The sequence below is a fragment of the Haloparvum alkalitolerans genome (assembly GCF_050122995.1).
Classification (GTDB): domain Archaea; phylum Halobacteriota; class Halobacteria; order Halobacteriales; family Haloferacaceae; genus Haloparvum; species Haloparvum alkalitolerans.
The window spans coordinates 75108-89610 of sequence record NZ_JBNLIA010000005.1 but is presented as its reverse complement, the minus strand read 5'-3'; the positions used below and the strand labels follow the sequence as shown (position 1 = coordinate 89610).

The 14503-nt window shown below is 68.3% G+C and carries 16 protein-coding genes; 6 read left to right on the top strand and 10 right to left on the bottom strand.

Features of this window, described 5'->3' with window-relative positions; translation table 11 throughout:
* The first annotated feature begins 1 nt into the window (after window position 1).
* Complete coding sequence (locus ACQE3L_RS07650; RefSeq protein ID WP_426963188.1) at window positions 2-1474, top strand: sensor histidine kinase; 1473 nt, start codon at window positions 2-4, stop codon at window positions 1472-1474.
* Window positions 1475-1529: 55 nt separating this feature from the next.
* On the opposite strand, the gene ACQE3L_RS07645 is transcribed toward ACQE3L_RS07650, so the two are convergent.
* The 3 genes from ACQE3L_RS07645 to ACQE3L_RS07635 form a co-directional block, all read right to left on the bottom strand.
* Window positions 1530-2978 (bottom strand): HD domain-containing protein, encoded by a 1449-nt coding sequence (locus ACQE3L_RS07645; protein WP_426963187.1) that lies wholly within the window; start codon window positions 2976-2978, stop codon window positions 1530-1532.
* 153 nt (window positions 2979-3131) lie between these two features.
* A complete protein-coding gene (locus tag ACQE3L_RS07640; protein WP_426963185.1) occupies window positions 3132-3377 on the bottom strand; it encodes a DUF7542 family protein in 246 nt (81 codons plus the stop codon).
* An 81-nt stretch (window positions 3378-3458) separates the two neighbouring features.
* Window positions 3459-3974, bottom strand: coding sequence for a hypothetical protein (locus ACQE3L_RS07635; RefSeq protein WP_426963184.1), 516 nt, complete (start codon window positions 3972-3974; stop codon window positions 3459-3461).
* Window positions 3975-4273: 299 nt separating this feature from the next.
* Here ACQE3L_RS07635 and ACQE3L_RS07630 point away from each other — a divergent pair, with 299 nt between their 5' ends.
* The 3 genes from ACQE3L_RS07630 (at window position 4274) to ACQE3L_RS07620 (ending at window position 8174) form a co-directional block, all read left to right on the top strand.
* Window positions 4274-5314 carry a transcription initiation factor IIB gene (locus ACQE3L_RS07630; protein ID WP_426963183.1) on the top strand — a complete coding sequence of 347 codons (1041 nt, stop codon included), beginning with the start codon at window positions 4274-4276 and terminating at the stop codon, window positions 5312-5314.
* A 189-nt stretch (window positions 5315-5503) separates the two neighbouring features.
* The gene (locus tag ACQE3L_RS07625) at window positions 5504-6640 is read left to right on the top strand and encodes a sensor histidine kinase (RefSeq protein WP_426963182.1); all 1137 of its coding nucleotides are present in this window, start codon (window positions 5504-5506) and stop codon (window positions 6638-6640) included.
* Between the two features lie 190 nt (window positions 6641-6830).
* Entirely contained in the window at window positions 6831-8174 is a 1344-nt protein-coding gene (locus tag ACQE3L_RS07620) for an FAD-dependent oxidoreductase (protein WP_426963181.1), read from the top strand.
* A gap of 16 nt (window positions 8175-8190) precedes the next feature.
* On the opposite strand, the gene ACQE3L_RS07615 is transcribed toward ACQE3L_RS07620, so the two are convergent.
* The 4 genes from ACQE3L_RS07615 to ACQE3L_RS07600 all read right to left on the bottom strand — a co-directional run bounded on the left by ACQE3L_RS07615 (window position 8191) and on the right by ACQE3L_RS07600 (window position 10177).
* The gene (locus tag ACQE3L_RS07615) at window positions 8191-8844 is read right to left on the bottom strand and encodes a lactate utilization protein (RefSeq protein WP_426963180.1); all 654 of its coding nucleotides are present in this window, start codon (window positions 8842-8844) and stop codon (window positions 8191-8193) included.
* A 163-nt stretch (window positions 8845-9007) separates the two neighbouring features.
* The gene (locus ACQE3L_RS07610; RefSeq protein WP_426963179.1) at window positions 9008-9247 is read right to left on the bottom strand and encodes a DUF2249 domain-containing protein; all 240 of its coding nucleotides are present in this window, start codon (window positions 9245-9247) and stop codon (window positions 9008-9010) included.
* A gap of 55 nt (window positions 9248-9302) precedes the next feature.
* Window positions 9303-9881, bottom strand: a complete 579-nt coding sequence (locus ACQE3L_RS07605) for a DUF7998 family protein (RefSeq protein ID WP_426963177.1) — start codon at window positions 9879-9881, stop codon at window positions 9303-9305.
* Window positions 9878-10177, bottom strand: coding sequence for a DUF2249 domain-containing protein (locus ACQE3L_RS07600; RefSeq protein WP_426963176.1), 300 nt, complete (start codon window positions 10175-10177; stop codon window positions 9878-9880). Before ACQE3L_RS07600 ends, ACQE3L_RS07605 begins: the two co-directional genes overlap by 4 nt.
* 266 nt (window positions 10178-10443) lie before the next feature.
* Here ACQE3L_RS07600 and ACQE3L_RS07595 point away from each other — a divergent pair, with 266 nt between their 5' ends.
* Complete coding sequence (locus tag ACQE3L_RS07595) at window positions 10444-10590, top strand: hypothetical protein (protein WP_426963175.1); 147 nt, start codon at window positions 10444-10446, stop codon at window positions 10588-10590.
* Between the two features lie 169 nt (window positions 10591-10759).
* Here ACQE3L_RS07595 and ACQE3L_RS07590 read toward each other — a convergent pair whose 3' ends face one another.
* Together ACQE3L_RS07590 and ACQE3L_RS07585 are read right to left on the bottom strand one after the other, a co-directional pair.
* The gene (locus ACQE3L_RS07590) at window positions 10760-11122 is read right to left on the bottom strand and encodes a cupin domain-containing protein (protein WP_426963174.1); all 363 of its coding nucleotides are present in this window, start codon (window positions 11120-11122) and stop codon (window positions 10760-10762) included.
* A 2-nt stretch (window positions 11123-11124) separates the two neighbouring features.
* Entirely contained in the window at window positions 11125-11355 is a 231-nt protein-coding gene (locus ACQE3L_RS07585) for a DUF2249 domain-containing protein (RefSeq protein ID WP_426963173.1), read from the bottom strand.
* A gap of 90 nt (window positions 11356-11445) precedes the next feature.
* Between ACQE3L_RS07585 and ACQE3L_RS07580 the strand changes: the two genes are divergently transcribed.
* On the top strand, window positions 11446-12861 hold the full coding sequence (locus ACQE3L_RS07580) for a hypothetical protein (protein ID WP_426963172.1): 1416 nt from the start codon (window positions 11446-11448) through the stop codon (window positions 12859-12861).
* A gap of 809 nt (window positions 12862-13670) precedes the next feature.
* On the opposite strand, the gene ACQE3L_RS07575 is transcribed toward ACQE3L_RS07580, so the two are convergent.
* Complete coding sequence (locus tag ACQE3L_RS07575; protein ID WP_426963171.1) at window positions 13671-14447, bottom strand: IclR family transcriptional regulator; 777 nt, start codon at window positions 14445-14447, stop codon at window positions 13671-13673.
* Between the last annotated feature and the right edge of the window lie 56 nt (window positions 14448-14503).

Sequence of the window (14503 nt, the reverse complement as noted above, 5' to 3'; positions counted from 1 at the left end):
AGTGAGTCCAGACGATCCGGTTCCCCCGGCGATCCTTCGGGACGTGCTCGACGGGCTTTCGTACTGCCTGGCGGTCGTCGACGAGGACGGGCGCATCGTGGACCTGAACGAGGATTGGCGATCGTTCGCCGCGAACGCGGACGTCCCGCTCGCCGGCGCTGGCGACGACGCCGCGGACGGCCCGGCGTACCTCGACACGCTGCGGACGAGCGACGACCCGCACGCCGCCCGCGTCGCGGAGTCGGTCGTCACGGCGCTGGAGTCCGGCACCCAACCGCCGACGGTGCGGTACCCCTACACCGAGGGCGACGGCGCCCACGCGCGGTCGGTCCGCGTGATCCCGATCCAGCGCGACGGCCAGCGGTACGCAGTCGTCGTCCACGCCGACGTCGACGAGGACGTGCGCGCGGCCGCGGACCTCCGACTGAAGGAGCGCGCGATGGACGAGGCGCCGGTGGGGATCACCATCGCCGACCCGGACCGCCCGGACTACCCGATCATCTACGCGAACGAGGCGTTCGAGCGCATCACGGGGTACTCCGTGCCCGAGGTGCTCGGGCGGAACTGCCGGTTCCTCCAGAACGACAACAGCGACGAGTCGTCGATCGCCGAGATGCGCGAGGCGGTCAACGAGGAGGAGTTCGTCTCCGTCGAACTGATAAACGAGCGCAAGGACGGCGAGGAGTTCTGGAACCGGGTCACCATCGCGCCGCTTTTCGACGAGGACGGCGAGCTCACCCACTACGTCGGCTTTCAGGAGGACGTGACCGACCGCCACGAGACGGCGCTCGAACTGGAGCGGGAGCGCGACCGCCTGGCCCTGCTCAACCAGGTGGTCCGGCACGACATCCGCAACGACATGGCGGTCGCGCTGGGCTGGGGGGAGACGCTGACGGACCAGGTCGAGGGGGAGCGCCGCGACGCGCTCGAGCGCGTCCTCGACGCGGCGACCCACGCCAAGGACCTGACGACCGCGGTCGCCGACATCGAGCGCGTCTTCGCCGGCGAGGACCCCGAACTGGAGCCCACGCCGCTGGCGCCGGTGCTCCGCGAGGAGATCGGGCGGGTCAACTCCAGTTTCGACTTCCGCGCGGAGTCGGTGACGATCCGCGGCGGCGACGACCTCCCCGACGGCATCCGGGTCGAGGCAAGCTCGCTGCTCTCGTCGGTGTTCGGAAACCTGCTCGACAACGCCGTCTTCCACAACGACGGCGACCACCCCGAGATCACCGTCTCGATCGAGGAGCACGACGAGTCGGTCGTCGTCCACATCGCCGACGACGGTCCCGGCGTTCCCGACGACCGCAAGCGCGAGGTGTTCGGCCGCGGCGAGAAGGGGCTCGAAAGCGCCGGGAGCGGGCTCGGTCTCTACCTCGTCGACCAGCTCGTGCGGTCGTACGGCGGCTCCGTCTGGGTCGAGGACAACGACCCCCGCGGCGCGGTCTTCTGCGTCGAACTGCAGCGAGCCGACTGAGCGCAGGTCGCCCTCGCCAGACGGCACCCCCTCGCGCGTTCCGCCGGCGCCGAGGCTACCGTTCCGGCGGCGCTTCGGGACCGCCGGAGCGGTCCTCGCCGCTTCCCCCGGCATCGGTCTCGGCCCGCCCGCCGTGTTCCTCGTGGAACCGTTCCACCAGCGTCCGCGTTGCGCGCTTCCGCTCCCCCGCCGGCACGAAGACGAACGGGATCGGCACGTCGAAGGCGCGCTCGCCGTAGAGTCCCCAGTCGCCGACCGACCGTGTCGTGCCGCCGTACGCGATGGGGATGTCGCGGAGCTCCCCCGGCTCGTACTCCGGCACGTAGGAGCGCTCGATCCACACCTCGTGGGTCGGCATGCCGATCTCCGCGGCGACGAGCCCCTCGAGGCGGTCGTCGTTGCTCACCAGCCACTCGCCGAAGGCGTCGAGGTCGGCGTCGACGCGGTCGGCGTACGCGATCCGGTGTTTCCAGCAGGTCTTGGGGAACCGGCGCGCCCGGAAGCGGTCGTAGAGGTCCGCGAGCCGCCCCTCGGGGGCCTCGTCGGCGGCGTGGCGCAGCCGCTCCATCAGGGTGTTGTCGTCGACGTGGTCGTCCAGCACTCCGTCGATCGTGACCGGGGGAGCGTCCCGGAGGTCGGCCAGTTCCTCCAGCATCGCCCGGAGGAGGACGTTCGCGTACACCGACTTGTGGTGCTGAGTCACCCACATGTACAGCGCGATTCGCCCCTCGAGGTAGTTGCCGATGGTCGAGAGCGCCTTCTCGGAGAGCGCCAGCCCCTCCTCGGGGTGGGCGGTGTAGGCGCTCACCATCCGGTCGGTGTCGAAGCTCAACACGTCCGCGCCCGTCATCCGGTTGTCGCGGGTGATGTAGTCGAGCCGGTCCACGTCGATGGGCGAGTGGAGCAGCTGCGCGCCGAGCCCGTACTGCCACGGCCCGCCGCGCTCGTAGACGAGGCTGTAGCCGAGCACGTAGCCGCACACCTCCATCGGGTCCACCTCCAGCGCGCGGAGGGCGTCGCCGTACTCCCGCAAGACGATCAGACAGCCCAGCAGCTCGTGGGTGCTGGCCGCACGCAGGGGGCCGTCTCGCAGCCCGGCCTCCTCGAACGCGGCCACGAGCCCGCGGGTATCGAGCCGGTCGTACAGCTCGGACCGGTCCAGAAACCCCTCGGCGAGGTGCGAGAAGGGCGGATGGCCGATGTCGTGGAGCAGGCACGCGCACGCGAGCGTGCGCTGGATCTCGTCCAGCTCCTCGGCGCTCGCGTTTCGGGTGAAGTACGGCTGCGTGCGAAGGTTCTCGAAGACGGTGCGTCCGAGGTGGTAGACGCCGAGGCTGTGTTCGAAGCGCGTATGGTTCGCGCCGGGGTAGACGAGGTGCGTCGCCGACAGCTGGCGGACGTACCGCAGTCGCTGGAACGGGCGCGTGTCGACGATGCGGTCGACGACCGCGTCCGACAGCTCGATGTAGCCGTGGACGGGGTCCTTGATGGTTGTCGTGGACATGGTGGAAACGGCGCGGCCGCGACCGCCGGCGGCGTCTCTCGGCCATCCGGAGGTCGCGGTCGGTCCGGGATTGCGATCACTGCGACCGCTGGGCGGGAGGGTCTTTCGGTCGCGCCGGGGCTACCGGCGGCCGCGGCGGCCCGACCTCTCGCGTTACTCGTCCCGCAGGCGGTCGGGCGTCAGCGGCGTGTCCGGGTTCCCGCACCGCTCGCGGCCGCAGACGCCGGCGTCCGCTCCCGCGCGCTCGACGCCAGGGGAGAGCCCGCCGATCTCCCAGTCCGGCTCGTGGCCGGTCTCGCGGCGGTGCCGCGCGACGTGTTCGCGGGCGGGTCGGAGGGTTTCGAACCGCTCACGGAGGTCGCAGTCCGGGCAGGTCACGGTGACGCCGCGGTCGGTCATGAGTGATCAGTCCGATTCGGGCGGACAAAACGCCGTCGGCTCCGCTTCGAAATCGTGGAGGGGACCGTCGCGAACCCCGTATCAGCCCGCGTGCTCGTCGTCCGGCTCCTCGTCGCTCGCCGCCTCCAGCACCGTCTGCCGCTCGGGGAAGTACGCCGGAGCGTCGCGGTCGGCCTCGAACGCGGCCACGCGCTCCAGCGCCTCGCGGCCGTCCGCGGCCTCCGCCGCCAGTTCGTCCGCGAGTTCCTCGTACGCGGCCGCCAGGTCGCGGAACGTGGCGATGCGCGCCTGCTTCGCCTCCACGAGCGACTGCTTCCGCTCGATCTCCCGCTCCAGGTCCGCGAGCGGGTCCTCCGCGGGCGCGGCGTCCGGACTCGGCTCGGGGGGCGTCGCGGTCGGGGCGTCCGGGCGGTCGGCGCTGCCCGTCTCCGCCTCGTCGACGCGCTCGCGGAACGAGTCGAGCAAGTCGTCCACCTCGTCCAGCAGCTCCTCCGCCTCCGCGGTCATGGTGTCGACCGACCCCGACAACAGGCCCGCTTGCGTCCGACAGTAGTCGACGAACTCCTCGACCGAGAGGTCGGGGCCGTCCTCGCTCATACATCCCCGTCCGCGGCGACGCCCGAAGGGTCTTCGGGGATCGTCCCCGCCGAAGCAGTATTTAAACCACGGTTTCTGTCGGCGACCGCGGGTCGGGGAACGGGACTCCCGAAACGCCTCTGTGTCTGTGTCTCAACCCCGAGAGAAGACGATCAGGGTTGTTCATCCGAGTCCCATGTGTGCGTGTCACACGATGGATTTATATACTCCTGTCACCTAACTATGAGTGAAGCAAACCACTGAAAGGCACATCGTTTATTTTTGTGTCTTTCGGCCCGGCGCCCTCCAGCCCATTCACAATGAGTACACCCACCTTCCGCACCCACCAGGGTACCGAGACGGACGAGCGAGACCGAACCGAGAACGCGGCCGCGGAGCGAACGGACGAGCACGCGGACGAGACCGAAAGCCAGCGCCAGCTGACCTGTCCCGAGTGTGGCGGCCAGCTCGCATCCGACACCGAGCACGGCGAGACGGTCTGTGCCGACTGCGGCCTCGTCGTCGACGACGACGAGATCGACCGCGGGCCGGAGTGGCGCGCGTTCGACTCCAATGAGCGCGACAGCAAGTCGCGCGTCGGCGCCCCGACGACGAACATGATGCACGACAAGGGGCTCTCGACGAACATCGGCTGGCAGGACAAGGACGCCTACGGCAACAGCCTCTCGTCGAGCCAGCGCCAGAAGATGCAGCGGCTGCGCACGTGGAACGAGCGGTTCCGCACCCGAGATTCGAAGGAGCGCAACCTGAAGCAGGCGCTCGGCGAGATCGAGCGGATGGCCTCCGCGCTCGGCCTCCCGGACAACGTCCGCGAGACCGCCTCCGTCATCTACCGACAGGCACTCGAGCAGGACATGCTCCCGGGCCGCTCCATCGAGGGGATGGCGACCGCGAGCCTGCAGGCCGCCGCCCGCATGGAGCAGGTGCCGCGCTCGATCGACGAGATCGCGGCCGTCAGCCGCGTCGACGCCGAGGAGTTCAAGCGCGCGTACCGCTACATCAACCGCGAGCTCAAACTCGAGATCAAGCCGGCCGACCCGGTCCAGTACGTCCCCCGGTTCGCGTCCGACCTCGACGTGCCGGACGAGACCGAGCGGCTCGCCCGCGAACTGCTCGAGGACGCCAAGAAGCAGAACGTCCACTCCGGCAAGTCGCCGGTGGGGCTCGCCGCGGCCGCGCTGTACGCCGCCGGCATGCTCACCAACCTCGACGTGACGCAGGCGGAGGTCAGCGAGGTGACCGACATGAGCGAGGTCACCATCCGTAACCGGTACCAGGAACTGCTCGAGGCGCAGGAGGCGACCTCCCCGGTCTTCGGCGGCGAGGCGGCCGAGGCCTGACGACGCGGTCCGCCTCCGTCGACCGCTTTCCCGGATCCGCACGATGCGATTTCCGAGCGTTCTCCGACCCGGGGACTCGCGTTCAGCCTTCGAACCGTTGACTGAACCCGAACGCGCACGTAACCCCCGTTATTTCTTAAGTAATCCTTATCAGCATCTGCGAGAGAGGCTGACGGAGCGATCAGTTTCATGACGGACATCGAGGATTCGGCTGCGGCGCGCGCGGAGATCTACCGGCTGGCCGACGACGAGGACCTCGACGCCGACGAGACGGTCCGGCGCGTGATAGCGGTGGCACGCGAGCACCTCGGCGTCGACAACTCCCACGTCACGCGGATCGATCCGGATAGCGACTACTGGGTCGCGACCGAGAGCACGGACCCGCCCGACGGCGACTACCCCGCGGGCGTCGTCCGCAGCTACGAGGAGTCCTACTGCAAGCGGACGATCGAGCGCGGCGAGACGGTCGCGCTCCATCACGCGGCCGAACAGGGGTGGGCGGGCGAGCGCGCCTACGAGGTGCACGGCCTCGAGACGTACCTCGGCGTCCCCTTCGAGACGACCCAGGACGAGCTCGGCACGATCTGTTTCGTCTCGTCGGCGCCGCGCGACCGTCCCTTCTCCGACGCCGAGGTGACGTTCGCGGAGCTCGTCGCCCGGATCGTCAGACACGAGATGGAATGGGAGCGGGCCGAGACGCGGATCGAGCGGCTGGAGTCGTTCGCGGGCGTGATCGCTCACGACCTCCGAAACCCGCTCGCGGTGGCGCTGGGACGGGTCGACATCGAGCGGGAGGGGAACGACTCCGAGCACCTCTCGACCGCGGCGCGTGCGCTCGACCGGATCGACGAGCTCGTGTCCGACCTGCTCACGCTGGCGCGGCAGGGCCACGAGGTCCAGGACACCCAGGTCGTCTCGCTGGGCGCGACCGCGCGGGCGGCGTGGGAAGCGGTCGACACCGCCGACGCCACGCTGTCGGTCGAGGCGGACCTGAAGCTTCGGGCCGACCGGAGCCGGCTCCTCCAGCTGTTCGAGAACCTGTTCCGCAACTGCGTCGAACACGCCGGCGCGGACGTGCGGGTTCGCGTCGGCCCGCTCGCCGAGGAGCCGGGCTTTTACGTCGCCGACGACGGCCCCGGTATCCCGGCCGACCAGCGGGACGGGTTCTTCGAGTCGGCCGTCTCACGGGAAGGGGAACTGCGGCTCGGAACCGGGATCGTCGCCGCGATCGCGGACGCCCACGGCTGGGAGCCGTCGGTGACGGCGGCCGCGGACGGCGGCGCCCGGATCGAGGTCCGGGGCGTGGTCGTCGACCACCCCGTCTGACGGCGTCGCTCTTCGGCCCCTTCACGACCGCCGAACCGGGGGTTCGACGAACGACGTGAATCGGTGGCCGGAACCGGCCGAAATACCCCCTCGACGGTCGTCGATCCGTCGGGAACGGATAAACGGTGTTAAGTTGGGGGAGTGTCGACGGATAACGTAGACCGAGGCACGTGCTCGGAGGTCGGAACACATGTCAGAAGAATATGACCTAGTTATCGTCGGCGGTGGGATAAGCGGCGCGTCGCTGCTGTACACCGCGGCGAAGTTTACGGACATCGAACGGATCGCGCTGGTCGAGAAGGAGGAGGAGATCGCGGCGATCAACTCCCATCACACGAACAACTCCCAGACGCTTCACTTCGGCGACATCGAGACGAACTACACGCTGGAGAAGGCGGAGGATGTCAAGGAGGGGGCGGAGCTGCTCGCGGGCTACCTGGAGAACGTCGACCCCGACCGCGAGATGCACAGCAAGCGGAGCAAGATGGTGCTGGGCGTCGGCGACGAGGAGGTCCGCAGTCTCGAAAAGCGGTACCACGACGACGGCTTCGGCGACCTCTATCCGAAGCTCCGCCCGATCGGTCGCGACGAGATCGAGGACCTGGAGCCGAAGGTGGTGGAGGGACGCGACCCGAACACCGACATGCTCGCGCTCCAGACGCCGGACGGCTACGTCGTCGACTACGGGATGACCTCCCAGTCGTTCGTCGACGAGGCCCGCGAGGAGGACGGCGTCGACGTGCTGACGGGCACGAAGGTGACGGACATCACCGAGCAGACGGACGACTTCCGGATCGAGACGGACGCCGGCCTGCTGTACGCCGACACGACGGTCGTCGCCGCCGGCTCCCACAGCCTCCAGATCGCCCAGGAAATGGGGTACGGCGAGCACCTCTCGCTGCTCCCCGTCGCTGGCAGTTTCTTCCTCGCGGACGACTTCCTGAACGGGAAGGTGTACACCCTCCAGATGAAGAAGCTCCCGTTCGCGGCGGTCCACGGCGACGCGGACGTCCACGACGGCTCGATCACGCGCTTCGGCCCAACCGCGAAGGTCGTCCCGACGCTCGAACGCGGCCGGATCTCGACCGTGAGCGACTTCTTCGACGTGTTCGGGCTCCGCCCCGCGGCGGCGCTCAGCTACGCCAACATCCTCGCGGACCGCATCCTGCTTCCCTACGTGCTCCGGAACCTCGTGTACGACGTGCCCGAGGTCGGCAAGCGCGCGTTCCTCCCCGAGGTCCAGAAGGTCGTCCCGACCGCGGAGCTCGAGGACATCGACCGCGCGAAGGGCTACGGCGGCGTCCGCCCGCAGATCGTCGACACCGAGCGCAAGTCGCTCGACATGGGCGAGGCGAAGCTCACCGGCGACGACGTCATCTTCAACATCACGCCCTCGCCGGGCGCCTCGACGTGTCTGAAGAACGCGATGCGCGACACTCACCAGGTCATCGACTTCCTCGACGAGGAGTACGCCTTCGACGAGGAGGCGTTCCGCGAGGAGACGATCGGTCAGTTCCCGCGGCTCGAGGACTGAGCCGACCGCTTCCCCCTCAGTACCCCAGCCGTTCGCGAACGAGGACGACGGTGGTCCGCCCTTCCTCGAGTTCCTGCCGGAAGATCAGCTGCTTCGCGACGGCGCTTTCGACGCCGTAGGCGTCCTTCGCGCGCTCGTTCTCCAGGGGATAGGCGACCGACTCGAGGCGGTCGAGCGCGGCGTCGAGGTCGTCGACGATCTTGTTCACGCCGCTGACGATGACGACGTTGTCGGCGGCGAAGGGGTAGGCGCCGATCCGGCTCCCCGAGCGGTCGGCCGCGACCAGCTCGCCGGTCTCGGCGATCGCGTTGACGCTCCCGAGGAAGTAGTCGGCGGTCTGCGCCTCGCGGCGCGCGGCCTGTCGCTCCGCGTCGTCGTCGATGCTCCAGATCCGGTCGGGGAGGCTCTCCCACTCGTGGTCGCTCTCGCTCAGGTACTCCGCGAACCCGATCTCTTCGAGGGTCGTCGAGTGGCCGTTCATCACCGAGGCGCCCGCCGGAACCCGCGACTGGACGGCTTCGAGCGCGTCCGCGGCGCTGTCGACCACGGCGACCTCGAAGCCGTTGGCCTCGAGATTCGCGACGGTCTCCGCGATGGTCTCGTCGTCGGGCTGGTCGTCGAGCGACTCGTCGATCTGAGCGTCGTCTGCGTAATCGGCTTTCTGAGACATGTGGATAGATGGGACTGCGTTGCGCACCGATCGCTAGGAAAGGCGGACGCATAAGCGCTCGCGGACATCGGTGTCGGGTAGTGATCCGCGTGTTACCGGCGCCGACGGGGTCGGGGTTGGGGCTGGGATCGGGTGAGTCGGCGGACCGAGGGACCGCCGCGCGCTACGCGTGCTCGATGTGTACGCGCCACTCCCCCTCGTCGACCCGTTCCGTCCGGTAGCTGAACCCGCGGTCGTCCAGCACGTCGTACAGCGGTTCCGGCTCGAAGGAGTTGACGAGCGTCAGCGACTCGCCGGGCGGGAGCTCCTCCAGCGCCTCCTCGATGAGCGGGAACGGCGGTCCCTCGTGTTTGCGCACGTCCAGCACCTCCGTCGCGGGGTCGGAGTCGTCGGTCGTGGACATCACGCCGACGTAGGGGCCCCGGGCTCCTCCGGGTTGCCACGAACACGTTCGGGACTCAGAAGGGCGCGGAGGAGGCGCCGGAGCCGCCGTCCTCGCGGGTGCCCGTCTCCGACTCGTCGGCGCCCGACGCGGTCGGCGACTCCTCGTCGACCGCGACCTCGCCCGTCTCCAGGTATCGCTCCTCCAGCCCGGCCAGTTTCTCGTTGGTCGCCTCGCTGTGCTGATGCATCGGGGCGACGCGGACCGAGACGAGCCGGTACTCCGATTCGCTCGCGTTCCACGCGCGGAAGATCCCGGTCACCAGCGTCCCGCTCTGGGGACAGAAGGCGGTCGTCGGCGTGAACTCCACGCGGAGCACGTCCGGGGCCACGTCGTCGACCGCGTATCGCAGGCCGGCGTCGGGATGCCGGGTGTCGCGGTTGAGCTGTGCGAGGTTGTAGCCGAAGGTGGCGTCGTAGACGCCGAACTCCTCGAACCGCTCCCGGGAGGCGGCGTGGACCGCGAGGTGGTCGTCGCCGGTCAACACCTCGTGGCCGTCCAGGAACGCTCCCGGTTCGGGAAGGTGCTCGGGGACGTACGCGCCCTCCTCGTCGAAGACGTCGTCGTCCGCGTCGCCGCCGCGGAGCCAGTTCACGGCTCGGCCCTCCAGATGGCGGTGACGACCACCTTGCCGCTTTTGCCGCGCCCGTCGCTCCCGCCGTCGTCCGCCTGCTCGACCGTTTCGAAGACGTAGCCTCGGTCCGAGAGTTTCGGATAGAGGTGCTGGGGCGCGCGGTCGTTGCGCTGGATCAGGACCGTCTCGTCGTCCAGCTCCGCCAGCCGTTCGAGCGTTTGCGAGAGCGGCTTCGGCGGGCCGAGTTCCCGCACGTCGAGCGTCTCCGTGGGGCGGTGCGTCGGCGCGTTTTCGAAGTCGGCGTCCAGTCGGGGCATCGGGCGACGCTACGGACCGCGATCCCCCGGAGCTTCCCCCGAACGTGTTCGGAGCACTTGCCGTCTCAGAGAGACACCGGGGGTAGATTCGTTGCGCTTCTACGGGCGAAGCAGGCCGAGTGCCTCGGGGCTTGCCCCCGAGGTGGTTCACAGTGTTCGGTATCCCCGTCCGCAACAGAATCGTCGAAGCCCGAGTATATCTCAACACAGGGTATTACTCTCGAGTCTAGAGGTGACTTTATGTATCCTCGACAGGACATCTGGATATGGTTCGAGTAACATGTGAGGATGCTGGCGGGAACTGTGGTACTGTCTTCGAGGACATCGATGAATTGGACATCGGGAAGAAGTGCCCCATCTGCAATGAGTATCTGGATACGAGTGCCAGAAAACTGCTGAAGAAACACAGTTAGAGAACACTCAGATCCGCGACCGATCCGGTTTCCTGTCCTATAACTGACATTCAGTTAGTGATCGCCGATAGCGCGTGCCCCACGTCGAACGCTTCGGCTGTGAAGTGTCCTCGACTGGTGGGACGTTCAAAAAGCCCCGAAACGTGGAGGCCCGTTCGCGGCGCCCGCCTCAGTCGTCCGCTCGCGGCGCGAGCACGACCAGCGCGGTCGCGTCGGTGCGCGCGAGCGGCGAGACGTCGGTCTCGCCGGGGAACCGGACGAACTCGCCCGCCGCGAGGGCGACCGTCTCGTCGTTCAACTCGAGCGCGATCTCCCCGTCGAGGACGTGAATGAGGACGTCCCGTCCGGGGTGGTCGTGCGTCGGGACGCGCTCGTCGGCCGCCAGCGACAGCCTGACGGTCCGCGGCTCGGCGTCGGGGAAGACGGTCGCGTGCGGCGTCGCCTCCAGCTCTTCGAGCGAGGCCGTCTCGTAGTCGGCCGTCCGTCCGTCCGCGGCCGTCTCCTCGTCCTCGGTCGGCGTCGCGTCCGGCACGGTCACGCCTCCTTCGGCAGGTCCGCGACGAACCGCTCCGGCCCCTCCTGTTCCACCTCGTAGCCCTCCTCGTCGAACTCCGGGATCTCCGCCGCCATCTCGTAGTAGAGCGGCTGCGGGTCGTGGTCGTTCACGATGGTCAGCGACTCGCCCGGCTCCAGCGCGTGGAACGCCTCGTGGATCCGGTCGTGTCTGTTCACCGGCGGAATCTCGCGGACGTCTAGCGTCGTCATGCACTCGAGGGTTGTGGGCCCCCGAGCATCCGCCTTGAGCCGAACACGTTCGCCCGTACACCGAGGCGCGTGGCGCCCTTGGCTCCGAACATGAGCACGGTTCCCGGCGACCTCTCGACGGACGTGCAGCCACCGCTCGCGATCCCGGTCCGCCACTTCCTCGTGGGGCTGGGGTTCCTGTTCGCGGGGACGGCTGCGGGGCTGTGGGTCGCAGTCGGCGCCGCCCCGCCGTTCGCCCGCGTCGCGACCGCGCACCTGCTGCTGGTCGGCTGGGTGGCGGTAACGATCCTCGGCGCGGTCACGCAGTTCGTCCCCGTGTGGTCCGGCCTCCGACTCCACTCCCGGCGGCTGGCGAGCCTGCAACTCCTGCTCGTGGCCGGCGGCGTGCCCGGGTTCGCGGGCGCGCTCTGGCTCGGGCGCCCGGGGGCGGGCGCGCCGTTCGCGCTGGCGATGGTGCTCGGGGTCACGGTCTTCGTCTACAACGTCGCTCGGACGCTGCTCGCGGCCCGACCGTGGGACGTGACGGAGGCGCACTTCGCGCTCGCGCTCGGCTTCTTCGCGACTGCGATGACGCTGGCGACGGCGCTCGCGCTGGACTTCCGGACCACGGTGTTCCCCGTCGCCGGCGTCACGCGCGCGTCGGCGGTCGCGGCCCACGCCACGCTGGCCGTCCTCGGCGGCGTCCTGACGACGGTCGCCGGCGCGCTCTATCAGCTCGGACCGATGTTCACGCAGAGCGAGCCGGACGCGTTCGACGACCGGCTCCGCCGCGTCGAGTCCGCCGCGCTCCCGGTCGGAGTCGTCCTGTTGGCCGGCGGGCGGCTGGTCGCGTCGGCCCCGGTGGCGACGGTCGGCGGGGCCTTGGTCGCGGCCGCGGCGGCCGCCCTCGGCTGGTTCCTGCTGCGCCGGGTGCGGCGCGCGACCGGGACCCGGACGCCGATGCTCCCGCGGTACGGCGTCGTCGCGCTCGCGCTGCTGGCGTGGGGGCTGACGGCCGGCGCGGCGTGGGTCCGCGCCGCCGTCCTCGGCGCCTCCGGTCCGGGGGTCCTCGCGCCCGCGCTCAGGTTCGGCACCCCGTCCGTCGGCCCGGTCCTGCTGTTCGCGGCGATCGGCTTCGTCGTGGCGGGGACGCTGTACCACGTCGTCCCGTTCCTGATCTGGGTCCATCGGTACAGCGACCGCGTCGGACTCGAACCGGTCCCGACGATCGACGACCTCACCGGCGAACGGCTCGCGCGGGCGGACCTCGTCGCCACCGTCGGCGGGAGCGCGCTGGTGCTCGCGGCCGCGACCGCCGACCTCGTCGGCGTCGGCGCGCCGTCGATGCTCGCGCTCGCCGGCCTCGCGCTCGCCGCGCTCGGACTCTTGGCGTTCCTCGCGAATCTCCTCCGCGTCGTCGCGGTTCACGCGCCGGACGCCGCGGGGCTCCCGGCGCGGATTCTCCCGATCGGGGGCGGCGACCCGACCGGCGAGGCGACGGACGGTCCGGACCGTGGGGAGTCCTGACCGAAACCGCATCGCGACGGTGCCCCTCGACGGCCGTTCGGTAGTCCACCTCGACGCTCCGCCCCGACGTCGGTCGCGGCAGCTGATCGGCTACGCTCTTCCCCCCTCGTTCGACCTTCTGTGGGTGCGGCCATCGCCCACCCGTGCTCGTCGGCGGACACGAAAACATATCTCATCTGGTTGGATATAGAAAATATACTCAACGTGCTACTTTTTCACCGAGGGGTCAGATCGCGGAATGGGTAGAAATTCCAAAATTTTTACAAGGTCTAAAGATCTCCTGTCACACACGGTGTTCACGACTCACCGTTTGACGTGGCTGATCTCCGTGTATCTGTACGTCTTGAGTTCAGCCGTACCGTTACGGCACCTTTCACCTGCTCGACCCGTGTTTCGTTTCCCTGGGAGACCGTCTTACCCTATATGTCTACGTGAAGATGTATTTGATATATTTGTTGTTTTCCATTCTGAGTATTCTACCGTCTGTCCACTCGGCGTCCGGTCGTTTCACGTCGGTCGTGTGACTGTGAATCCGCTCGCTCGACTGTGCCGTTACGTGCGTATCGCTGTAATGCCCTCTTCGACCGATCGCGTCGCTTCGATGTCGCTCCGATGTTTTGCCAATGTCAAATTGATGTGGGCGGGATTCGGGAGTGCTCTCCGCGTTCCCCTTCGTTTCTATCGCCGGTGCTCTTCCAAATTTTGGGATACTGCTTCGAGAGGAACCTCGTTTCCGTCTTTCTCCGCCGTATTATCACGATCTTTAATTTCTATCGCGGCCGGCCGGGAGGATCGGATCGCGGCTTCCGCTACGGCGTCTGGATGTTCACTTCGATGACGTTTGCGACGTCGAGGATTCGTTCCGGCGCCGTGCTCACGAACTCGTCTTCCGGCATCCGGCTCGTCGGTGTCGAGAGGCTGATCGCACCGTAGATCGTGTCCTCGTGGACGATCGGTGCGGCGACCGCGCGGACGCCCGTGATCTGCTCTTCGTCGTTGATCGCGTAGCCGACCTGCCGGACCCGTTCCAGCTCCGCGCGGAGGGTCTCCTCGTCGGTGATCGTGTTCGGCGTCCGCGCGACGAACTGGTAGTCTGCCAGGATCTCGTCTCGCCGTGACTCGTCGAGGTGAGCGAGGATCGCCTTGCTCGCGGCCGAGCAGTGGAGGTTCCGACGAGGATACCCCTTGATCCGCGTGTAGAGATCCTCGCCGACCGCGTCGGGGCCGAACTGTTCGTACAGCAGGATCTCCCGGCCGTGACTCTCCACGACGAGGTGTGCCGCCTCGCCCGTCTCCTGTGCCAGTCTATCGACTTCCGGCTTCCCGACCTGGTACAGTCGCGACGTGGCTCTGACGTACTCCCCGAGCGGGAGCGCGAAGAGCCCGACCTGATACTCGCCGTCCTCGACTCTCACGTACCCCTTTTCCTGCATCGTCGCGAGGTACGTGTGCGTCGTGCCCGGGGAGCGATCGATCTCCTCGGCGATCTCGGTCACCGTCGCTCCTTCCTCATTTCTGAGTATTTTGAGTATGTCAAACGCGATCCCCACGGACTTGATCCGCCTCGGCGAACGATCATCGGTCATGGTTTCTCATGCCGTCGCGATCGGCATAATCTTTGTCATCGTCAAAATTGGCTGTC